Below are 21295 nucleotides of genomic sequence, written 5' to 3'. Positions count from 1 at the left end.
CCGGGGGTCAGGAGCTGTGCACGGGCAGCCCGCGCTCCCCGGGCGCATCCACCCGCGGCGCGGTGCGCTCCGGCCGGGCCGGGAGCATCCTGACCGTGAGCACGTACCCGACACCGCTGGCGAGCGCCACGAGGGGGATCGGCAGCACCGTGTCGGGCAGGGCGAGGAAGGCCAGGGCGCCGAGTGCCGACCAGGCGAGGGCGAGGACGTTCACGCCGCCGGTGTAGCGGTAGGGCCCGTGCGGGTCGAAGAGGGCCGGCACGTCGAGGCGGCCGCGCTTGATGACGACGTAGTCGGCCAGGATCACACCGACGAGGGGGGCGAAGACGTTGCCCATCGCCGACATGGAGTCGTTGAAGCCGTCGATGAGCGCGGGGAAGGCGGCCAGGGCCGTTCCCGCGGCGGCGACCACCAGGGTCGACCAGAAGCGCCCCAGCCGGGTGGCGAGGTTCGCCAGCGCCAGGCCGCCCGTGTAGACGTTCAGCACGTTGACCGTCCAGTTGTCCAGGAGCAGCACGACCAGCACGAGCACCAGCGTGACCGGGCCGACGCCGAGACCGGGGATCACCTCGAAGGCGTTCGCCGTCGTGCCGAGGCTCGCGGCGGCGGCGTAGGCGCCGAAGAAGGCGGATCCGGCCGTTCCGAGCAGGGCGGCGGCCATGGTGCCGATCCACATGTCCTTGCGGGACTTCGAGTAGCGGCAGTAGTCGGCCGCGTCCGTCACCTGGCTGAACCACGCCGCCGCGACGGCGTTCACCCACACCGCGAACACCGCCCACTTCCAGCCGGCCGAACCGGAGTAGGAGAACACCTCGCTCGGCGCGAACCCCGGCGCCCGGTGGTTGGCGAGCAGCCACAGGAGGTAGCCGAGGATCACGAGCTTGACGGGGAAGGCCACCTTCGACAGCCACTTGAGGGACCCGTAGCCGAAGAGCGCGACGGACGCCTGGAGCACCGCGAAGGCGAGGCTGACGGCGATGAGCGGGGGCTTCACCCCGAGCCACGCGTCGAGCACGGCCAGGATGCCCATGGCGCCGGCCAGCGTCTGGAAGGCGAACCAGAAGGCCGAGCTGACGGCGCGCAGCAGGGAGACCAGCCAGCGGGAGGCCGCGATGCCGAGGAACGCCCGGGTCGACACGATCCCGGGCAGGCCGTAGTCGACGCCGACGGTGGCCATGACGGTGTAGGCGCAGAAGGCGATGAGGACGCCCAGCACCTGGGCGGTGACCGCGGCCCAGAACGAGAGCCCCGAGACCACGGCGAGTCCGCCGATGAGGATGAGGCCGGGGTTGAGCATCACGTTGAAGATGATCTGGAACAGGTCGTACCAGCGCACGGTGCGCTGGTCGTCCGGGACGGGTTCGACGCCGTAGCGCTCCACGCCCTTCGGCTGGCGGTAGGCGTCGGGCTGTCCGTCTTCGGGGCTTCGTGCACCGGGAACGTCGGTGGGCATGGGGGGCCTCCGGTCTGGGGCGCGGGGGAGGGGACGGAGGAGAGCGGGGGGCGACGCCTCGCGGGCGGGGATGCACCCCGGCGCCCCGGACCGGGGTCCGGGGGCGGGGTGCCCCGCACGGGTGGGGGAGGCGGCCCCGCGAGGGGGGAGGGACCCGTACGGGTCAGGACGCGGGGGAGGCGGTGCCGCACCAGCGGGTGGCGAGGACGGCGTAGGTGCGGGCCGCGAGCCAGACCTCGTCGAGGTCGACGTACTCGTCGTTGCCGTGGGCGACGCGCAGGTCGCCGGGGCCGAAGACGACGGACGGCACACCGGTCCGGGTGAACACGGTCGCGTCGCACACGCCGTAGAGCCCGGTGTAGGAGGGCTGGTCGGAGAAGCCGGTGCCCCGGGCCGCGGTCCGGTAGGCGCCGGCGACGGACTGGCTGATGCTGTCGTCGGGCGAGGTGACGAACGGGTCCCAGTTGAGCTTCCACTCGCAGTGCGGGCGGTGCTCGCGCAGCCACGGATCGGCGTCGGCCGCACGGTCGATGACGGCCTGGATCTCGGCCCGCACGTCCTCCGGGGAGCGCTCGGGGTGGTACATGACCCCGTACTCGATGGTGGCCGTGTCGGACAGGGCGAACGGGACGGTCAGGTCACCGGGGCCGCCGCGCATGGCACCGGGCAGCAGGGAGAAGTGGCCGTTGTACCAGAGGTCGTGCCGCTGGGTGCGGGCCCACTCGTCCTCCAGCGCGCGCAGCGCCCGGTAGACGAGGAAGACCTTGTCGATGGCGTTCACGCCGATCGCGTCGCCGGGCTGGGTGGGGTGGACGGTGGCGCCGCGCATGGAGCCGTGCACCTTCTTGCCCTCGACCGTGACCGAGAACCACAGCAGTCCGGGGCTGGCGACCACGATCGACAGCGGGGTGGGCGGCGCGCTCGGCTCCGAGACCACCGCGGCGTCCGCGACGTACCCGCGCTCGACCACCGCGCCCGTCCCGCAGGCGTGGTCACCGGTCTCCTCCCCGACCACGGCCTGCAGTTGCAGCTCTCCACCGAGCTCGATCCCGGCCTCGCGCAGGGCGATCGCGGCATAGGCCTGGGCGACCAGCCCGGACTTCTGGTCGGTGGTCCCGCGGCCGTACATCCGGGAACCCACGACTTCGCCGGAGAACGGCGGGGCCTTGGCCCACCCGGCCGGATCCCCGCCGGGGACGACGTCCACATGACCGTTGAAGAGCAGCGAGCTGCCGCCGCCCCGGCCGGCGATCCGGCCGACGGCGTTCTCGCGGCCCGCCTCCACGGCGAAGACGTCCACCGATGCCCCGGCGCGGCGGTAGAGGTCGGCGAGCAGCGCGGTCGCCTCGCCTTCCCGGCCGACGTGCTCCTTGTACTCGATTCCTGGGTACTTCGGGCTCACGGACGGGATCCGGACCAGCTCCTGCAGGCTCGCCGTCATCTCGTCGCGCAGTCCGTCGACGACGGACAGCAGCCGGTTCAAGCGGGAAGTTTCTTCGGGGGAGCTCATGACGCCTCCATTGGCGCGCTCGGAAGGTGCGGCGCCCGCGACCGTCTCGGTGCCGGGCCTCGCCGCTTGGCCAGAATGAAACAGGCGGTAGGTTTCGCCTGTCAATAGCCGATTTCGAAACAGACGTTACATCCAGGGATCGTCAAGTGGCCTGCGCGCGGCGTGGTTCGGCGTCGACGGGCGCGTGTAACGAATGTTTCAGTGGGACCGGTTTTGGTAGCCTGGAGAAATGGAGATGATACCGGGGGGGCACGCGTCGGTGCGGAAGCTGCTGCTCTCCGCCATGGACGGACTCAGCAACGGCGAACGCAAGGTCGCGCGCGCGGTGCTGGCCCAGTACCCCACGGCCGGCCTCACCACCGTCGCCGACCTGGCCGCCGGTGCCGGCGTGAGCTCGGCGACGGTGGTCCGCTTCGTCACCCGGCTCGGCTTCTCCGGATTCCCGGCCTTCCAGCGCGCCCTGGTCCACGAGCTGAACGGGGAACTGGGCTCCCCGGTGAAGCAGTACGCCGAGAAGGCGCCGGTCTCCGCGAAGGGCGTGCTGCCGGAGACGCAGCGGGCCTTCGCGCAGGTGCTGGAGGCCACCTACGCGGAGCTGCCGGAGTCGGAGTTCGCCACCCTGGTCAGGCTCCTCGGCGATCCGGCCCGGAGCGTACGCGTGACCGGGGGCCGGTTCAGCCGGCTCCTGGCCGAGTACCTGGTCATCCACCTGTGGCAGCTGCGCGCGGACGTCGACGTGATCGGCCAGGAGGAGATGGAGCGTCGCCGGGCACTCGCCGACGCCGACGCCGGCACGGTGCTGCTCGTCCTCGACTACCGCCGCTACAGCGAGTCCAGCCTCCGTTTCAGTGAGGGAATGGCGGCCCGGGGCGCCACCGTGTGCCTGATGACGGACAACTGGCTCTCGCCCATCGCCAAGCTGGCCAAGGTCGTCCTCCCGGCGCGGGTGCAGTCCACCTCGCCCTTCGACTCCCTCGTGGCCGCGATGGCGCTCTGCGAGAGCCTGGTGGCCGCGGTGACGGACGCGGTGGGCGCGGCGGGCCGGGAGCGCATGGAACGGTTCGAGACGGCGACCGAGCGCGCCTGACCGCACGGCCGGGTGCGCCGTCCCGCTCCGGGGCCGGTCGCCGCCGCGGCCGCGCTATCCGGCCGGCACCCCCGGGGCGCCGGCGTGGCCCCCCGGGGCCCCGGCGCCGTCCTTCAGGGCGGCAGCCGTTCCGAGGTACCCCGCCATCAGGGCGGTGGCGAGCGCGCGGACGTCCGCGTCCTCGGGCAGGAAGCGCGAGGAGTGCAGCGGCTCGGACGTCCCGGTGCCGACGAACAGCATGACCGAGGGCACGCGTTCGCAGAAGTACGAGAAGTCGTCCGAGCCCAGGGAGCGCAGGTTCCCGGAGACCGCGACCCCCCGGCGCTCCAGTGCGTGCGTGATGCTCCGCACCAGGGCCGGGTCGTTCTCCAGCACGGGCTCCCCGTGGGTGAGGGTCACCGCCGCGGTGCAGGCGTGGGCCCGCGCGACGGACTCGGCGACCTCCGTGATCCGCCGGTGGATCAGCTCCCGGGTCGAGGACGCCAGCGCCCGGACGGTGCCGGTCGCCCGCGCCGTGCCGGCGATCACGTTCGCGGCGTTGCCCGCCGCGAACGACGACACTCCCACGACGGCGGGAGCCATCGGATCGACGGACCGGCTCACCACGCTCTGGAGCGCGACGACGATCTCGGCCAGCGCCAGCAGCGCGTCGTTGGTCAGGTGCGGGTACGCGGCGTGTCCGGGCCTGCCCCGCACGACGATCTCGAACTCGTCGGACGAGCCGTTGACGCCCCCCGCGGTGCACGCCACCTCGCCCCGGGCCAGCAGCGGCTGGACGTGGACGCCCACCATGGCGGCGCACCGCTCGGCGTCGAGGACGCCGCTGGTGGTGATGTCCCGTGCCCCGGACGGGTAGGTCTCCTCGCGCGGCTGCAACACGGCGAGCAGCGGGACCGGAGGCCCGGTCTCGGCCAGCGCGCCCGCCACGGCGACGAGTGCGGCGAGGTGGGCGTCATGACCGCACGCGTGCATGACGCCCGGGCGGGCCGACGCCCAGCCGACACCGGTCTCCTCGGTGACGGGCAGCGCGTCCATCTCCCCGCGCACGCCGATCGCCGGTCCCGGCCCGCCGATGCGCAGCACGGCACCGGTCTCGGCCGCCTTCACCGCCGCACCGGCCCCCGGCAGCGCGGCCAGCACCGTGTCCCGGGTCGACGCCTCGTCACCCGACAGATCGGGTTCGCGGTGCAGCCGGCGCCTCAGGTCGAGCGCCGCGGGGAGGTGCCGGTCCAGGGCGGACCACAGGGCGTCGCAGGTGTCCGGGTCAGTCATGCGGCAGTCCGTAGAGGCGCTGCGCGTTGGTGCGTCCGATCATCGTCGCGACGCGCACGGCGTCGGCCTCGGCCCACTCGCCCTCCTCGACCCAGGCGCCGAGCGCCCGGGACATGCCGCGCCGCCAGAGCACCGCGCCGAGGTGGTGCAGTTCGGGCGGTCCCCAGGCGTCGGAGGAGTACAGCACCTTGGTGAAGGGGGCCAGTTCGAGGCTCTCGGCGACGACGGCGGTGGAGGCGGCGCCCGTGTAGTTCACGCCCAGGCCGACGTCGAAGTGGACGTGCGGGAACACCTGGGCGAGGAAGCCGGCGTTGCGGTGGAACGGGTAGCAGTGCAGCAGCACGACATCGCTTCCGGCGCCCTCGATCTCCTTCAGCCAGGGCATCAGCAGCAGCGGGTCGCACCGCCGCAGATCCAGGTCGGGGTCGCCGTACCCGGCGTGCAACTGCAGGGGCAGACCGGTGTCCACGCCCGTCCACAGCGCCATGCGCAGCAGCACCGGGTCGGTCACGCGGACGGGGGCGCCCGCCGCCAGGTCGCGCAGCCAGGCACCGGCCGCCCGTTCCACCTCCCGGGCGGAGGGGCGGGCGGGGGCGAAGTCGAAGCCGTAGCGGTAGGCGATGATCGACTTCAGGCCGACCGCCGATGCGGTGGCCCCGGCGAGCGCCGCCCGGAAGTCCTCGGCGAGACGCGCGGCGCTGCTCGTCGGCGCGACGTCCTCAAGAACGGTCTCCAGGCGCACGATCTCGGAGAACCGGGCGGGCAGGCGCCCGGCGAGCGTGCCGGGCGACAGCAGCTCGTCGCTCTTGAAGCCGGTGTCCAGCAGCCAGTCGCTGACGCCGGCCCCGGCGAGGAAGAGGTCCGACAGTTCTTCCGGGGTGCGCTCGGACCGCGCGCTCCAGTACGCCTCCGCCGACGCGTGCGCGGGCAGGCCGAGCAGCGGTGCGCAGTGGCGGCGGATCGCGAAGCCGATCTGCGAGTCGAACTGGGTGACCCCGGCCGGCAGGGGGCGGTCGGATTCGGTGATCAGCGTCTCGAACTGCCCCCGGGTCACCGGCGAGGCGAGCGGGGCGTGGACGTGGTGGTCGACCAGCGGTAGCGCGGCGATGCGGCGGCGCAGCTCGGTGGGCGTCCTCCCGGTGGCCGTCTGCTCAGTAGACATCGGCGACCCGCCCGCACACGTCCCGCTCGTCCAGACCCGCGACCGCGGCCAGCTCCGACCGTTTCACCGAGCGGTGGGTCTCCAGCAGCTCGGCGGAGAACCAGCCGGACACCACGTCGTCCTTGTCGAGTTCGAGGAGCGCCTCCTCCAGCCCGCCGGGCAGGGAGGGGACCTCCGCGAGGTCCGCCTCCCCGGCCTCCTCGGGCCAGACCCGGGGCTGCGCGTAGTCCGCCTCCAGCCCGCGCAGTCCGGCCCGGACCAGCACGCCGAGGACCAGCCACGGGTTGGCCGTCGCGTCCGCGGCGCGGTACTCCAGGTTGAACTGGTCGGCGGCCACGCCGCCGCCCAGGCTGCTCGTCGGGCAGATCCGCAGCAGCGCCTCCCGGTTGCGCTCGGCCAGGAACACCCCGGCGGAGCTCCAGCGGTGGGGTGTCAGACGCAGGTACGAACTGGGACTGCCCGCCGTGAACGAGAGCAGCGCCCGCGCGTGCCGGAGGATCCCCGCGCTGAACCGCCCGCCCAGCTCGGAGAGCCCGCCGGGACGGGAGGCGTCGAACAGGACCGGCCGCCCGGTCGCCGCGTCGCGCAGCGAGAGGTGGACGTGCACGCCGTTGCCGCTGCCCTCGGGGTGCAGCAGCGGCGCGAACGTGGCCCGGTGCCCGTACTGCGACGCGAGGTCCCGGACCACCTCCCGCAGGACGACCGCGCGGTCCGCGGCGGTCATGCCGTCCGAGGGGCGCAGGGTGATCTCGTACTGGTCGGTGCCGAACTCCGGCAGCCAGGTCTCCGGTTCGAGCCCCATCCGGTCCAGCAGCGACACCAGCTCGCTGCCGAACGGCTCGGCGGACCGGAACCGGGCGAAGGAGAACGGGGCGCCGCTGTCGAGTCCCGGGATCATGAACTCGTGCTCGAAGGTGGCCACCACCTCCAGTCCGGTGGCCCGCCGCAGGTCGTCGAGCGCCCTGCGGGCGAAGCCGCGCGGACAGTTCTCCCACGGCGTGCCGTCCGGCAGCACCTGGTCGGCGAGGTACAGCCGCACTCCCGGCAGGTCGCCCCGGGCGGGGATGTCCACCCCGCTGGACTCGGCCGGCAGCAACTTCAGGTCCCCGGTCGAGCCGAACGGATTCGGCGCGACCTCCCCGAACGCCGTCACCGCCAGATCGGCCGGAACCCATCCCAGCCCACGCCGCAGCACCCCGTCCGCCGCATTGCCCGGCGCGGCACGCCCCCGGGTGAAGCCGGACAGGTCATTGGTCGCCACGAACACCGTGGTGGGTGAAGAACTCATGTCTACCTCTTCGTTCGGGCCACGTTCCCGCGTCGAGAGTTACAAACATTTCAGACATGGTCAAGGGTGCTTGGTGTGGAATCTTCGTTTCATCTGCCTGCTCGTGAGACGAGCGAGTCGAGTTCGACGGACTGATCCTCTGAGCCCGATCCCGCCGATACACTCGCAGGTCACGAAGCATCGGCCCCGCACACGCGGGGATTGCTCCTTGCCGCTGCTCGCGTCGGTCCCCGCCGCCGTATCGGCCCCGCACACGCGGGGATTGCTCCTACCACGAGGCCGCTGGCTCGTCGGCTCGCGAATCGGCCCCGCACACGCGGGGATTGCTCCGGCGACTGGAAGTTCACCGCCTGGTCCACGACATCGGCCCCGCACGCGCGGGGATTGCTCCACCGGCGGGGCGCCGAAGTCGTCCATCAGCCGATCGGCTCCGCACGCGCGGGGATTGCTCCGAGGTCAGCACCATCGACCTGTCGAAGACCGGACCGGCCCCGCACGCGCGGGGATTGCTCCACCAAGCCCGGAGCCGTCGTCTACGTGGACGAATCGGCCCCGCACGTGCGGGGATTGCTCCCGGTGCGTGACCGCCCCGTACTCAGCCTCGGAGCCGTGGTCGCCCGGCTCCACGGTCGCAGGAGACCGAGCGGGAATCCCTCGTCGAATGCGACTGAACGCGGAGCGGTGGCGCTGTGCGGGAGGCGGGGCGCGCGCCCGGCGCACGCCGTGGCGTTCGTGCGCCCTGGTGCGGCCCGGCCCGGGCGGTCAAGCTTCCCGAGGCGGCCCGGTGGCCGACCGGCTCATCGTCAGACTGATTCGCACGCCGATCGGCGAGTGGCGGCCTCTCGCGCGGGACGGGCCGTCGGCCGGTGTGTCACGCGGAGAGGTGGACTCGCATGACAGTGATCCGCAGCGAACCGGACGCACCCCCGGGGGCCCGTCGTCATCGGCGGTCGCGGCACCGGGCGGCGGCCGCCGCGCTGGCCGGCGCGCTCGCCGCTCTGGGCGTGCTCGCGCCCGCGGCCCCCGCCGCGCCCGCGTCCCCGGCGCACGCCACCGCCGGGAGCCCCGCGCACCGGCTGGTCTACGTCGCCAACCTGCGTGGCAACTCCGTCACGGCGTACGACCCGTCGACCAATGCGGCCGTGGCGACCATTCCGGTCGGCACCGCCCCCGAGGGGGTGGCGGTCTCCCCGGACGGCACTCAGGCCTACGTCGTCAACGACGGCAGCAACACCGTGTCGGTGATCGACACCGCCTCCAACGCGGTCGCCGCGACCATCCCGGTCGGCCGGCTGCCCGGCCCGGTGGCGTTCTCCCCGGACGGCTCGCGCGCCTACGTCGGGCACTATGTCAACCCGCGCACCGGCGGCGTGGACGTCATCGACACCGCCACCAGGACGGTCACCACGACCGTCCTGGTCGGCAGCCAGCCGTTCGGCATCGCGCTGACGCCCGACGGGGCGCGCGCCTACGTCGCGAACCTCCTCGGCGACTCCGTCTCGGTGATCGACACCGCCAACGACACGCTGATCGCCTCCATCGCCGGCCCCGGCGTCCGAAGCCCGGCCGCCGTGGCGGTCACCCCCGACGGCAGCCGCGCCTACACCGCGAACTTCAACAGCGGGAACGTGTCCGTCATCGACACCGCGAGCAACACGATCACCGCCACCATCGCCGTCGGGTCCGGCCCCGGGAGCGTGTCGATCGCCCCCGACGGCGCCCTCGCCTACGTGGCGAACCAGAACGCCAACACGGTGTCGGTGATCGACACTGCGAGCGGCACCGTCAGCGACACCATCGCGGTCGGCGCCACGCCTGTCGGCGTGCTGGCCGATCCGGCCGGCGGCGTCGCCTACGTGACCAACGGCCGGGCCGACACGGTGTCGGTGATCGACACCGCCACCCGCACCGTCACCGCGACCGCCGCCACGGGGAAGAACCCGTACGGTCTGGCCACGGCCACCGTCGCGCCCACCGTGGCCGGGGTGCGCCCCGGCCACGGCCCTGCGGCCGGCGGCGGCACCGTCACGATCACCGGCACCCACCTGGCCGGCACCAGGACGGTCCTGTTCGGCACCACACCGGCGACCGGCGTCACCGTCGTCGACGACTTCACCGTCCGGGCGACCGCGCCGCCGGGGACCGCCGGCGCGGTGGACATCACGGTGGCCACCCCCGCCGGCACCAGCGCCGTCACCGGTGCGGCCCGGTACACCTACGAGTACCCCTTCAGCGGCTTCCGTCCACCGGTCGCCGATCCGCCCGCCGTCAACCAGGGCCACGCCGGAAGGGCGTTCCCGATGAAGTTCTCGCTGGGCGGCGACCGCGGCCCGGCCGTCATCGCCCGCGGCTACCCGACCGCCCGGGAGATCGACTGCACCACCGGCCAACCCCTCGGCGCGCCCGCACCGGCCGGCACCCCGGGGAACAGCGGACTGCGGTACGAGGCGGCGACCGACACCTACACCTATGTGTGGAAGACCTCCGCCTCCCACGCCGGAACCTGCCGGCTGTTCACCCTGGGCCTGACCGACGGCACCACCCACACGGCCCTGTTCCGCCTCAACTGACCACCCGCCAACGGCACACCGGCCCCGGCCCCGGCCCCGCTGGGGCAGCCGGGCCGGTCGACCAATCCCGGCGACCGTCACCGAGCCGGATGTCCGTGGCAGCCACGGCCGCCACGGACATCCGGCCCCGCCGACTCGACCGACGAGGCGTCCGCCGCGTCGGAGCCCGGGACCCGGAGTCCCTGCGCATGCTCGCCGACCTCGGCCCTCATGCCGCCCGCTACGCGGACCGGCCCAGGGCTCTGGCTGCCGACAACGACCGCTGGGACCCGCGCCAAGGCGGCGCACGCGCTCTGGGCCACGACGGCGATTGCGAGATCAGCGTCCCGGCCATGACGAGCGTCATCCGGGAACTGGCCGACGGAACCTACTACCCGGTCATGCTCCCCGCCGTTCGTCACCGGGCCCGGGTCGGCCACGCTGCCGACGGACTGATTCTCTCAGCCCGATCCCGCCGATAGACTCGCAGGTCACGAAGTATCGGCCCCGCACACGCGGGGATTGCTCTCGCGCCAGGCTGTCCCGGGTCCCCGGACCCCAATCGGCCCCGCACACGCGGGGATTGCTCGGGTGAGGACCGCCCTGCCCTTGATGTCGGCCTATCGGCCCCGCACACGCGGGGATTGCTCCACGGCGAAGCATGCCACGGCCGTGGAGTACGGATCGGCCCCGCACACGCGGGGATTGCTCTAGGGTCCGGAATAGACACGGGTTCAATTCGGGATCGGCCCCGCACACGCGGGGATTGCTCCTACGGCCCCGAGGACGGATGGGGGCTGCCGGGCATCGGCCCCGCACACGCGGGGATTGCTCCCCGCTGGCTCGGTGGCAGCCTCCCGTTGGCGCACGCCCGGACGCTCATGGCCGACGCCGTCGGGGCCGAGGTGGCCCGGCTCGGGTCCTGACGGCGGCAGCGGCAGCCGCAGCGCCAGGGCGCGGCGTAGCGCTGCGTGCACCACTGTTCCCGGATCCGTCACCGCGCACCCCTCGGTTTGACTGACTTTTCAGTCAGTGCGACGCTGATTCCGGGGTCGGGGTACTGCCGACGGCTCGTTCCCGTCGTTGCGCCGGTGCGCCACGACGCGAGGAGCCGACGCGGCGGAGCATCCTTCCCGACGACGGGTCCCGGGCGCCGGAGGCGTCCGCACGACCGTACCCCCGTACCACCGCACGATCTGGAGACCTGGTGACCCACTACCGCGACGACCGTTCCACCGAGGCCTGCCCCTGGGTCCCCGCCGACGACGTCCCGCACGCGCGGACCTGGATGTCCTGGCCCTCCCGCCGGGGCGTGTGGGGGCTGCGCCTCGGCGGGATCCAGGAGGACATCGCACTGATCGCGAGCACGATCGCCGAGTTCGAGCCGGTGGTCATGTGCGCCCCCGACGACCACACGGCGAAGAAGGCCAGGTCCTGGTGCGGCTCGGAGGTGGAGGTGACGACCGCGATCCCCACCGACGACCTGTGGATGCGCGACATCGCCCCGGTGTTCCGCCGGGACGGGCACGGCGGCCTGGAGGCCGTCGTCCTCAACTTCAACGGCTGGGGCAACAAGCAGGTCCACCACGACGACGCCCGCGTCGCCGAGCGCCTCGCCACCCTCCGCGGCCTGCGCCACTCCTACGCGGACTTCGTCGGCGAGGGCGGCGCGATCGAGACCGACGGGGACGGCACCGTGATGGCCACCGAGAGCAGCCTGGTCAACAAGAACCGCAACCGCGGCATGAGCCGGGACGAGATCGAGGACGCCGTCCTGGAGGCCTACGGCGCCGACACCATGATCTGGCTGCCCGGGATCAAGGGCCAGGACATCACCGACGACCACGTCGACGTCACCTCCCGGTTCATCCGGCCCGGCGTGGTGATGGTCCAGCTGCCGCCGGCGGGACGCGACGACGCCTGGGCGCGGGACGCGCGCGAGCAGTTCGCCATCCTGTCGGCCGCCACCGACGCCCGGGGCCGCCGCCTCCAGGTCATCCCCGTGCAGGGCCCGGACAGCGTCCGCTCCCGCAGCACGACGTTCGTCGACTCCTACCTCAACTTCCACGTCGTCAACGGCGGTGTCATCACGGCCCGGTTCGGCGACCGCTACAAGGACGCCGCCGCGAAGGAGGCGCTCGCGGCGGCCTTCCCCGGCCGCGAGGTGGTGCAGCTCGACGTCGACCGCCTGATGGCCGGGGGCGGTGGCATCCACTGCTCGACCATGCACGAACCGCTGCCGTAGCCGGCAGCACCCGACGCCCCGCTCGAAGTCCCGCGCCCACCCCCGGACGGAAGACCCCCATGCCCACCGCCCTGCCCCGCCGTACCCTGCTGCGCTCCCTCGCCGGTGCGAGCCTGCTCGCTGCTGGTCTGACCGCCTGCTCCGCCCTCGACGACCCCGACGCCCCCGCCGACACCCCCACCGGCGGCCCCGGCGGCCCCGGCGGCCCCTCCGCCGACCCCACCGGCGGGAGCACCCCCGCGGCGCCCCCGCAGCCCGGCGCCCCCGGCGCCCCCGGCACCCCCGCCACCTCCGGCGGGCGCCGCCTCGGCGCGGAGTGGGAGAAGCACGTCCGCACGGTGATGTCCTGGCCGGCCTCCGAGGACGTCTGGGGCGATCAGCTCCCGGACGTCCGCAAGGACATCGCCGCCCTCGCCCAGGCCGTCGCCGCCCGCGAGCCGGTCGTCCTGATGGCCCGCCCCGAGCAGCGGGACGCCGCGCGGAAGGCCTGCGGCTCGGCGGTCGAGGTCGTCCCGATCCCCGTCGACGACCTGTGGGCCCGCGACACCGTGCCCGTGTTCGTCGAGGAGGGCGGAAAGGTCAAGGGCGTCGACTTCAACTTCAACGGCTGGGGCGGCAAGCAGAAGCCGCACGCCAACGACAGCAAGGTCGCCCGTGCCGTGCTGGCCTCGTACGGCATCGAGCGCATCGGGACCGGGCTGGTGGCCGAGGGCGGGTCCTTCGAGACGGACGGCCAGGGCACGCTGCTGATCACCGAGAGCTCCATCGTCAACGACAACCGCAACCGGGGCATGAGCCGCGACCGGATCGAGGCCGAGCTGAAGACGCTCCTCGGCGTCACGAAGGTCATCTGGCTGGCCGGGGTGAAGGGCGAGGACATCACCGTCGCCCACGTCGACTGCCTCACCCGCTTCGTCGCCCCCGGCGTCGTCCTGCTCGACCAGGCCTTCCCCGGCACCCCGTCCGACGTCTGGTCCCGCTCGGCCGACCAGGCCCGGTCCGTCCTGGCGGGGGCCACCGACGCCCGTGGCAGGAAGCTGGAGGTCATCGAACTCCAGCAGCCCGACCCGGACCGGATCACCGGGCACGGCGACGCCTTCGTCTCCTCCTACATGAACTTCTACATCGGCTCGAAGGGCGTCTACCTGCCGAGGTTCGGCGACGCCCGGGCCGACGACCGCGCCCAGCAGATCCTCAAGCAGCACTTCCCCGACCGCGAGATCGTCCCCGTGAAGATCGACGCGATCGCCTCCGGTGGTGGCGGCATCCACTGCGCCACCCACGACATCCCCGCCGTCGGCTGACCGGAGCGTCGGCCGACCGGAGTACCGGCCTCGGCCGACCGGAACGCCGGCCTCACGAGGCGGCGGCGGGCTGCTGCTGCGTCGCGCAGTGGATGCCCCCGCCGCCGGAGGCGATGTGGTCGATGCTCAGCTGGGTGACCTTCCGCCCGGGGTGGAGGTCGCCGATGATGCCGACGGCGCGGTCGTCGGCGGCCTTGTCGCCGAAGCGGGGCACGATGACGCCGCCGTTGCAGACGTAGTAGTTGAGGTAGGTGGCGAGGAAGTCCTTGCCGGAGCCCTCGATCAGGTTGAAGTCCGGCTCGGGCAGCTCGACGACCCTGAGGGTCCGCCCGCGCGCGTCGGTCGCGGTCGCGAGGACCTGCCGGGCCTGGTCGGAGGCGGTGGTCCAGACGTCCGGCGGGGTGTCGGCGGCCGGGCGGTGCAGCAGGACGGTGCCGGGGTCGGCGAACCGGGCGAGGGCGTCGATGTGGCAGTCGGTGATGTCCTGACCGGCGACCCCCTTGAACCACAGCACCTTCTCGACGCCGAACAGCTCCTTGAAGGCGGCCTCGATCTGGTCCCGGCTCCTGCCGGGATTGCGGTTGTCGTTGACCCAGCAGCTCTCGGTGGCCATCAGCGTCCCGTCGCCGTCCACCTCGATGCCGCCGCCCTCCCCGATGATCGGTGCCTGGACGCGCGCGATGCCGTAGTGGTCGAGCAGCGTGCGGGCGACCAGGCTGTCCGCGGCGTGCGTCTGCTTGTCCCCCCAGCCGTTGAATCCGAGGTCGACCCCGGCGAGCCCCGGCCCGCCCGTGACGAAGGTCGGGCCGGTGTCCCGCGCCCACAGGTCGTCGACCATCAGATCGATCACCTCGACCGAGGAGCCGCACAGCTGCCGCGCCTCGGCGGCCTGGTCGGGCCGGGCCATCAGGACGACGGGTTCGAACCCGGCGACGGCCCGGGCCAGACCGGCGATGTCCTGCCGTACCCCGGGCAGTTGGTCACCCCACACCTCCTCCAGGGCCGGCCAGGACATGAAGGTCCGGGTGTGCGGCCGCGACTCGGCGGGCATCGCCCGCGCGGCGCTCGCCGTCCCGCTCGCCGTCCCGCTCGCCGCGCCCCCGCCCGGGCTCGCCCCGCTCGCACCGCTCGCCCCGGACTCCTCGCCCCCTCCGCCACCACCGGAGGAGCACCCGCCCGCCACCGCCAGCGCGGCGAGCGCCGCCCCGGAGCGCAGGAGCGAGCGGCGGGACGGCCGGCGGTGGGTCATGGGGCCTCGTTCCGGTAGGAGCCTGGGAGAACAGCTCGCACGCTACTGACCGCCCGGTCAGGGCCCGCCGCGGCACGCCCCGCCATCCGGGCGAATGGCCCGGGCGCCTGCGCCTCGGTACCCGCGGCCACGATGCCCACCCATCCGAAGACGCCCCGGGGAGCCGCATGCGGTGAACCGCCCGGTGCGAGTGCCCGGTCGACGGTCTCGGCGATCCCGCGCGGACCTCCGGGGGCGGCGCGCGTGGTGGTCACCCCGCCGTTGACCAGTTGACCGGTTGACCGGTTCGCCGGTTCGCCGGTTCACCAGGGCACGACGCCGGCGTCCTCGAAGAACTGGCCCGTGGGGCCGTCGTCGGGCAGGGTCGCGAGGGCGACGGCGACGGCCGCGCCCTGCCGGGGGGTGCGCACGCCCTGGAAGCCGTTGAGGTCGGTCGCGACGTAGCCGGGGCAGCAGGCGTTGATCAGGATGTTCGTGCCGCTCAACTCCCGGGCGTACTGGAGGGTGACGGCATTGAGGAAGGTCTTCGACGGCGCGTACGCCACGGCCGGCGGACCGGGGGCCGCCCCGCCGGCGGCCCCCGACTGCCGGGCGAGGGAGCCGACGCTGCTGGACATGTTCACGATCCGCGGCGAGGCGGAGCGGCGCAGCAGCGGCATCATCGCGTTGGTGACGCGGACGACGCCGATGACGTTGGTCTCCACGACCGTGCGGATGGTGGCGGGGTCGACCCGGGTGGGCTCCTGGGGCGCGCCGCCGGCGATGGCGGCGTTGTTGACGAGCACGTCGAGGCGCCCGGCCCGGTCCTCGATCAGCCGCGCGGCGGCCGTGGTGCTCGCGCCGTCGGTCACGTCCAGCGGCACGCCGAACGCGTCGACGCCGGCCGCGCGCAGCGCCTCGACGGCGGCCTCGCGGCGCCGCTCGTCACGGGCGCCGACGCCGACGCTCCAGCCGAGGGCGCCCAGGCCCGCGGCGATCTCGTAGCCGATGCCCTTGTTCGCGCCGGTGACCAGCGCAATCGTTCGTTCGCTCATGGGGACCATGCTGCTCCCGGGCCCCGGCGGGGGTCCAAGACCGATCGGGTGGGTGGCGATACCCTCCGGGTATCGATCCGGAGTACCGTGCCCGGATGGAGACCAGGGAACTGCGCTACTTCGTCGCTGTCGCCGAGGAGTTGCACTTCGGGCGCGCCGCGCAGCGGCTCGGGATCGCACAGCCGCCGCTGTCCCGGGCGATCCAGCAGCTCGAACGCCGACTCGGCGCGGCGCTGCTGGACCGGACCGGCCGCACCGTCACGCTGACCGAGGCCGGCGCGGTGCTGCTGGCCGAGGGCCGGGCGGCCCTCGACGCGGTCGAAGCGGCCGAGCGCCGGACCCGCCGTGCCGCCCTTCCCCCGACCGGCCGTCCCGGCCTGGTCCTGGTCGCCAAGGCCAGCGCGTCCCGCGAACTGCTGGCGGAACTCCTGGACGCGTACGCCGCCGGACCCGGTGCGGTCCCCGTCGACGTCATCCTGTGCGGCCCGGCCGAGCAGGAGCGGCTGCTGCGCGACGGCCGGGCCGACGTGGCGCTGCTGCACCGGCCGTTCGACTCGACGGCCGGGTTCCACACCGAGGAACTCGGTACGGAGGGCCAGGTCGTGGTCCTGCCGGCCGGGCATCCGCTCGCGGTCCGCACCGAGCTGCACATGGCCGACATCGTCGGGTTGCCCGGGCTGCCCCTGCCGCGCTGGCCCGGCCCCGACGGCAGCCACCCGCCCGGCCCCGGCCCCCAGGTCCGCGACCACGAGCAGCTGCTGCAACTCGTCGCGCTCGGCCGCGCCTGCGCGCTCTCGCCGGAGTCGTGCCGGGCCCGACTGCACGGTGACCTCGCCGCCGTGCCCGTGCTGGACGCCCCGAAGGTCACCACCGTGATCGCCTGGCCGCCGCACAGCCGGTCCAGGGCCGTCGCCGACCTCGTCCGGACGGCGACCGGCCTGCGGTAGCGGAAGCGGCCGCCCGGCTTGATCGTTCGAGAATTCCCGCACTATTATCGTGCGGGAATAGTCGAACGATTCAAGGAGGTGGCTGCCGATGGCGCCGTCACGGGTGTACGAGCATCCCGGGGTCGACGAGATCGCGATCCCGCGGGTGCTCTTCGCGCTGAGCGAGCCGCTGCGGCTGTCGATGGTGCGGATGCTCGCGGAACGCGGCGAGGTGGACAGCATCGAGCTGGGCCCGGACCTGCCGCGGTCGACGCTCACGCACCACACCGGCCTGCTGCGCGAATCCGGGGTGGTGTTCGTGCGCGCCGAGGGGCGCAAGTGCATGATCCGGCTGCGCCGCGAGGACCTGGACGCGCGGTTCCCGGGCCTGATCGGCACGGTCCTCGACGGGTACCGGGAAGCCGGCGCCTCCGCCGGGGAGACGGCCTCGACCGGGGCGGACGCTTCGACCGGGGAAGCCCCGTCGACCGGGGAAGCCCCGCCGACCGGGGCGGACGCGTGATCCGCCGCCTCTGGCCGCTGGTCGCGGCCGCGATCGCGCTGGGTGTCGACGCCTACGTCCTCGCCGGAGTGCTGCCCGAGATCGCCGACTCGCTCGCCACGACGGTCGCGGCGGTCGGCCTGGGCGTCACGGCCTTCACCGCGGCCTACGCCCTGGCCGGGCCCCTGCTGTCGGGAACGCTGATCCGGGGGAGTACCGCCGGGGCGCTGCTCATCGCGCTGGGCGTCTTCAACCTCGGCAACCTCGTCACCGCGGTCGCGCCGGGGATCGAGGTCTTCCTCGCCTCACGGGTGATCACGGGCGCCGGCGCCGGCGTGCTCACCGCGGTGGCGACCGCGGCCGCCGCCGCGATGGCCGCCGACCACGAACGCGGGCGCGCCATGGCCATGGTGACGTTCGGGCTGTCCACCGGGACGGTCGCCGGAGTGCCGGTCGGGATGGTCATCGGCCACCAGCTGAACTGGCGCTGGACGATGGGCCTGGTCGTCGCCGTCGGCCTGCTCGGCATGGGGGCGCTGGCCGCCAGGGCGCGCACGATCCCGGCACTGCCCGCTTCGCGCGGTCCCGCCTTCACGGTGCTGAGGTCGTCGAGGACCCTCAGCGGTGTCACCGCCGCGTTCCTCCTCGGCGTGGCCAGCCTCGGGCTCTACACCTACCTGCTGCCCATGGCCGAGGCCCGGGGGCTTGAGGGCTGGGGCTTCGCCCTGGTGTGGGCCTGGGGCGTCGGCGGGGTCGCCGGCTCCGCCCTGATCGGCAGACCGCTGGACGCCTACGGGCCCCGCGCGCTGCTCCTCGTCCTGCCCGCCGGGCTGCTCGCGAGCTTCGCCGCCCTGTGGATCTTCACCTCCCCGGCCGTGTGGCTCGTCGCGGCGGCGTGCTGGGGAGCGGTGGGGTGGGCGAGCGTCCCCACCCTGCAGCAGGCCCTGACCGGGGACCGTCCCGAGCAGGCGATGCCGGTCGTCGCGTTCCAGATGGCCGCGATGTACCTCGGCTCCGCCGCGGGCGCCGCCGCCGGCAGCGCTCTGCTCGCCGGCCATGTCGATCCGGGCGACCTGCCCGTCTGGGCGCTGGTGCCCGCAGCAGTGGCGCTGCTCCTCACCGGGCGGCTCGCCATCGCCGGCCCACGGCCTCGCGCCCGACGCGGCGTCACGCCCCTCGTCTGCCGCGAGGCCGGGGGCGGAGGCCTGTCCGGCGGGTGAGGAAGCCGCGGCCGCCGCTGGTCGGGGGGCCCGGTCCGGCACGACAGGGCGGCAGCGGTCACCGCCGTCGGACGCCCAGGATCTGACGCCGGAGCAGGACGACGTCGGGGTGTGCTTGTCGGCGTTTCGGATCCCCCGGGCCTGTCGGGGGCCGCGCCCGGTGACCTCGGTCCGGCCATGGCGGCCGGAGGGGGCTTCCCGCCGGACGGCACCGGGGCGGACCTGCGCGAGAATGAGCCCGACAGGGACCGGATCCGTGCCGACCCCACCGCCGTGACCGGGCGTCGCGGCGCTCACCGGCGCAGCAGCCGATACGGTGCCGTACCGGCTGCTGTGCACGTTGCCGGCTGTGCACGTTGCCGGCTGTGCACGTTGCCGTGGGGGGGCGCGGGCGTACCGAGGGGATCGATGTGGCGACGACCACCGTGGACGTGGCAGTTCCCGACGCGCTGCGGCCGGTCGTGGATGTGGCGGCGTTGCCGGCGGCCCCCGGTGACGCGGGGCCGGCGTGGCTGGTGCTGTCCGGCGGCGGACGGCTGGCGCGGTGGACGCCGACGACCGGCGAGGTGCGGGACGTGGCCCGGTACCGGGAGGAGAGGCCGGCGGCCGAGTACGGCGGCGGCGTGCGCCTGCGGCTTCATGTGTCCCGGTGCGGCCGTTGGGCGGCGGTGGTGCAGGACCGCGGCCGGTACGGCACCGTCGTCGATCTCGCCACCGGTTCACCGGCGTTGACGTTGGACGGCGGGGACTACTGCTGCGAGACCGTCCCGTTCGCGTTGGCGTTCGCCGAACACGACGGCCGGCCGGTCGTCGTCCACCGGACGAACTGGAACCGGTTGGACGTCACCGATCCCGCGTCCGGCGAGGTGCTCACGGCGCGGGACACCCCGGACGGCGACGAGGAGGACGCGGAGCACGACCTCGACTACTTCCACGGCGCGCTGTTGCCGAGCCCCGACGGGACCCGTGTCTACGACGGCGGTTGGGTGTGGCAGCCGTGCGGGATGCCTGCGGTGTGGAGCCTGACCACCTGGCTGCACGACAACCCGTACGAGTCCGAGGACGGCCCCAGCCATGCGGTGTATCCCGAGGTCTCGCAGTGGAACGGGCCGGTGGTGTGGATCGACGACGAGCGGATCGCGGTGTACGACCGGGACGACGCCGGCCGCGGTACCGTCCACGTCCTCGACCCCACCGCGATCCGACGGCGCTCGCCGGGCGTCCGATGGATCGAGGCGGTCGCGACGTTCCCCTGGCCGGTCGGCGATCTCGGCTTCTTCACCGACGGCGAGCATCTGCTGATCGCCGGCGAGGCCGGTCTGCAGGGCGTCGACATCACCAGCGGACAGCGGGTGTTCGCGATCGACGGGTTCCGCCCGGCGCGTCAGGATCGGCACACCGGAGCGCTGATCCAGGTCGGCAGCGCCCAGGCCCGGTTGTGGACGCCGCCGGAGTGGACGGCGCGCGCCGGCTGAGCCGCCGATTCCCGCAGGTCGCCGCCGGAGAAGCCCGGGCCCGTCCCCCGTTCGGATCCCGACCCGGGCGACCACCCGGCCGAGGGCCGGGCCCGGTCACGGCCAGGTGGCCGGCGGGACGGTCACGGCCGCGGTGACGGCGAGCCCGTCGCTTCATCGGGCGGAGGCCGGGCGGGGAACGGGTCATCACCTGATCCGGTGCGCGGGCCGGCCCGGGTATTCATTGCGGTGTACGCGTCATAGAGTGTGAGGTCGTGGGCCGGACGGGCGAGTGATCGGCCGCTGTCGCCCCCCTTTCAACGGGCGAGGCCCCCCGGCGCCGGGCGCGCGTGTCTCCACTTCCGCCTCCGCCGTCGTCCCAAAGCCCAGGTCAGCGGCGTGAGACACCGTCAGCCGCCGGTGAAACGGCGTCAAGCCCCGGGGAGCCGCCGATTCTCCGCCTACCTTTGAGCCGAGCCCGGAACTCGCTCCGAGGCCCACCACTCACACCGGTCATCGCTGCCGCACCCGTCGGCGGCGGTCGCCGCACGACCACCCATGGGGGACGAATCATGAAGAAGACCACCGCCGCCCTCGGCCTCATCGGGACGCTCGCCGCGTCCACGATCGCCCTCGCGCCGTCGGCCTCCGCGCTGAGCTGCCAGGAGGACACCCTCTACACCGGCCAGCGCACCGTCGGGTGGACCACCACCAAGGCCAACGACGCCTGCCGGGACGTCAACCTGGTGTTCGCGGGCGCCTCGGGCGGCCGGCACAACGACGGCTACGAGGGCATGTACGTCGACGCCAACGGCAACTGGCAGGCCGCCGCGTCCGGCTACCACTGGCTGAACGACGGCTCCTACAGCCTGGGCTCCGTCGTCCTGATCTCCAACCTGACCTCGGGCCGCACCTTCGGTGTCGCCGCGTACCAGTCCGGCTGGGGCGTCGTGAAGGTCCAGCACTGACATCCGGGGCCGGCGCGGCCCCGCCCGTCCCACCCCGCCGGCAGGCGCCCCGCGCCCGGGGCGCCTGCCGGC

17 protein-coding genes and 1 CRISPR repeat array are annotated in these 21295 nt (G+C 73.7%); of the genes, 10 read left to right on the top strand and 7 right to left on the bottom strand.

Annotation, left to right across the window (positions count from 1 at the left end; translation table 11 throughout):
* Positions 1 to 7 precede the first annotated feature (7 nt).
* Both ACFXAM_RS08545 and ACFXAM_RS08540 read right to left on the bottom strand, forming a co-directional pair.
* Complete coding sequence (locus ACFXAM_RS08545; RefSeq protein ID WP_380288790.1) at positions 8 to 1453, bottom strand: purine-cytosine permease family protein; 1446 nt, start codon at positions 1451 to 1453, stop codon at positions 8 to 10.
* A gap of 163 nt (positions 1454 to 1616) precedes the next feature.
* Positions 1617 to 2963, bottom strand: a complete 1347-nt coding sequence (locus ACFXAM_RS08540) for a M20 family metallopeptidase (RefSeq protein ID WP_380288788.1) — start codon at positions 2961 to 2963, stop codon at positions 1617 to 1619.
* Between the two features lie 229 nt (positions 2964 to 3192).
* On the opposite strand from ACFXAM_RS08540, the gene ACFXAM_RS08535 reads away from it, so the two are divergent.
* Positions 3193 to 4050: a MurR/RpiR family transcriptional regulator gene (locus tag ACFXAM_RS08535; protein WP_380288786.1), complete on the top strand. Its 858-nt coding sequence runs from the start codon at positions 3193 to 3195 to the stop codon at positions 4048 to 4050.
* A 54-nt stretch (positions 4051 to 4104) separates the two neighbouring features.
* Here the strand turns inward: ACFXAM_RS08535 and ACFXAM_RS08530 are convergent, their stop codons facing one another.
* Genes ACFXAM_RS08530 through ACFXAM_RS08520 form a run of 3 tightly spaced genes read right to left on the bottom strand, consistent with a single transcriptional unit; the run spans position 4105 to position 7772 of the window.
* Positions 4105 to 5322, bottom strand: a complete 1218-nt coding sequence (locus tag ACFXAM_RS08530) for a M20 family metallopeptidase (RefSeq protein WP_380288784.1) — start codon at positions 5320 to 5322, stop codon at positions 4105 to 4107.
* The gene (locus ACFXAM_RS08525; protein WP_380288782.1) at positions 5315 to 6484 is read right to left on the bottom strand and encodes an amidohydrolase family protein; all 1170 of its coding nucleotides are present in this window, start codon (positions 6482 to 6484) and stop codon (positions 5315 to 5317) included. The genes ACFXAM_RS08530 and ACFXAM_RS08525 overlap by 8 nt, the downstream gene beginning before the upstream one ends.
* Complete coding sequence (locus tag ACFXAM_RS08520; protein ID WP_380288780.1) at positions 6474 to 7772, bottom strand: glutamine synthetase; 1299 nt, start codon at positions 7770 to 7772, stop codon at positions 6474 to 6476. The genes ACFXAM_RS08525 and ACFXAM_RS08520 overlap by 11 nt, the downstream gene beginning before the upstream one ends.
* A gap of 893 nt (positions 7773 to 8665) precedes the next feature.
* Here ACFXAM_RS08520 and ACFXAM_RS08515 point away from each other — a divergent pair.
* The 4 genes from ACFXAM_RS08515 to ACFXAM_RS08500 all read left to right on the top strand — a co-directional run bounded on the left by ACFXAM_RS08515 (position 8666) and on the right by ACFXAM_RS08500 (position 13870).
* Positions 8666 to 10342 carry a PxKF domain-containing protein gene (locus ACFXAM_RS08515; protein WP_380288778.1) on the top strand — a complete coding sequence of 559 codons (1677 nt, stop codon included), beginning with the start codon at positions 8666 to 8668 and terminating at the stop codon, positions 10340 to 10342.
* Positions 10343 to 10530: 188 nt separating this feature from the next.
* On the top strand, positions 10531 to 10803 hold the full coding sequence (locus ACFXAM_RS08510) for a hypothetical protein (protein ID WP_380288776.1): 273 nt from the start codon (positions 10531 to 10533) through the stop codon (positions 10801 to 10803).
* A gap of 18 nt (positions 10804 to 10821) precedes the next feature.
* Positions 10822 to 11155: direct repeats of the CRISPR family, unit length 28 nt; unit sequence ATCGGCCCCGCACACGCGGGGATTGCTC.
* 373 nt (positions 11156 to 11528) lie between these two features.
* Positions 11529 to 12566: an agmatine/peptidylarginine deiminase gene (locus ACFXAM_RS08505; protein WP_380288774.1), complete on the top strand. Its 1038-nt coding sequence runs from the start codon at positions 11529 to 11531 to the stop codon at positions 12564 to 12566.
* A 59-nt stretch (positions 12567 to 12625) separates the two neighbouring features.
* Positions 12626 to 13870, top strand: a complete 1245-nt coding sequence (locus ACFXAM_RS08500) for an agmatine/peptidylarginine deiminase (protein ID WP_380288772.1) — start codon at positions 12626 to 12628, stop codon at positions 13868 to 13870.
* A gap of 52 nt (positions 13871 to 13922) precedes the next feature.
* Here the strand turns inward: ACFXAM_RS08500 and ACFXAM_RS08495 are convergent, their stop codons facing one another.
* Both ACFXAM_RS08495 and ACFXAM_RS08490 read right to left on the bottom strand, forming a co-directional pair.
* Complete coding sequence (locus ACFXAM_RS08495; protein ID WP_380288770.1) at positions 13923 to 15119, bottom strand: agmatine deiminase family protein; 1197 nt, start codon at positions 15117 to 15119, stop codon at positions 13923 to 13925.
* Positions 15120 to 15421: 302 nt separating this feature from the next.
* Entirely contained in the window at positions 15422 to 16153 is a 732-nt protein-coding gene (locus ACFXAM_RS08490) for an SDR family NAD(P)-dependent oxidoreductase (protein WP_380288768.1), read from the bottom strand.
* A 95-nt stretch (positions 16154 to 16248) separates the two neighbouring features.
* Here ACFXAM_RS08490 and ACFXAM_RS08485 point away from each other — a divergent pair, with 95 nt between their 5' ends.
* From ACFXAM_RS08485 to ACFXAM_RS08465, 5 genes are all read left to right on the top strand, one after another.
* Positions 16249 to 17100, top strand: a complete 852-nt coding sequence (locus tag ACFXAM_RS08485; protein WP_380288766.1) for a LysR family transcriptional regulator — start codon at positions 16249 to 16251, stop codon at positions 17098 to 17100.
* Positions 17101 to 17188: 88 nt separating this feature from the next.
* On the top strand, positions 17189 to 17602 hold the full coding sequence (locus ACFXAM_RS08480) for an ArsR/SmtB family transcription factor (protein ID WP_380288764.1): 414 nt from the start codon (positions 17189 to 17191) through the stop codon (positions 17600 to 17602).
* Positions 17599 to 18801, top strand: a complete 1203-nt coding sequence (locus ACFXAM_RS08475; RefSeq protein ID WP_380288762.1) for an MFS transporter — start codon at positions 17599 to 17601, stop codon at positions 18799 to 18801. The genes ACFXAM_RS08480 and ACFXAM_RS08475 overlap by 4 nt, the downstream gene beginning before the upstream one ends.
* 410 nt (positions 18802 to 19211) lie before the next feature.
* The gene (locus tag ACFXAM_RS08470) at positions 19212 to 20276 is read left to right on the top strand and encodes a hypothetical protein (RefSeq protein ID WP_380288760.1); all 1065 of its coding nucleotides are present in this window, start codon (positions 19212 to 19214) and stop codon (positions 20274 to 20276) included.
* Between the two features lie 551 nt (positions 20277 to 20827).
* Complete coding sequence (locus ACFXAM_RS08465) at positions 20828 to 21223, top strand: hypothetical protein (RefSeq protein WP_380288758.1); 396 nt, start codon at positions 20828 to 20830, stop codon at positions 21221 to 21223.
* The last annotated feature ends 72 nt before the right edge of the window (positions 21224 to 21295 follow it).

Origin of the sequence: Kitasatospora sp. NPDC059462, from assembly GCF_042749955.1 — a bacterium.
GTDB lineage: Bacteria > Actinomycetota > Actinomycetes > Streptomycetales > Streptomycetaceae > Kitasatospora.
The sequence above is the reverse complement of the archived record's forward strand: the minus strand, read 5'-3'. Positions and strand labels throughout refer to the sequence as shown.